Source organism: Salinimicrobium oceani (genome assembly GCF_012037645.1).
Genome location: NZ_JAAVJR010000672.1, coordinates 1 through 442, shown reverse-complemented (window position 1 = coordinate 442; position 442 = coordinate 1). Strand labels below are relative to the sequence as shown.

At 41.6% G+C, this 442-nt stretch carries 1 protein-coding gene; it reads right to left on the bottom strand.

Annotated elements, in window-relative coordinates:
• The coding region (locus HC175_RS18815; protein WP_209310100.1) for a hypothetical protein at window positions 1-412 on the bottom strand (412 nt) is incomplete at its 3' end.
• Window positions 413-442: the final 30 nt, after the last annotated feature.

The window sequence follows — 442 nt, the reverse complement described above, 5'->3', positions numbered from 1 at the left end:
AATATAATCGGGAAGAGGCTGTAAGTCCGGTTATCGCCAGCAGAAAACTTACCGTGTAGATCAAATTAAGATTAAAATGGATACTGAGGAAGATCAGGAAGATCATTAATCCTCCAAGCCCCGTCATATGCAAGCTGGCCTTTAGCTTCAGGAATAAAAGGAGTAGGTCCAGAAGGGCAGAGATCATGATTCCTAAGAAAAAATAATAGAGTTCGGGATAGTCAAAAACATTCAGCACATATTTAAGCACCACAAAATCAAGACCGGCGTAAAATAGCAACGGCCACTTCCTTTCCCTGATCTCCCGCATGTAATGGTCTGTAACTTTTCCGAGTGTTTTCAGCATGAAGAAGTAGACCACAGGAATAAAAATGGTCATAATGGCAACTGCCAGTATCTTTGCTTTCACCACTTCTTCAGGAAAAAAGCGGGGAGATACAAG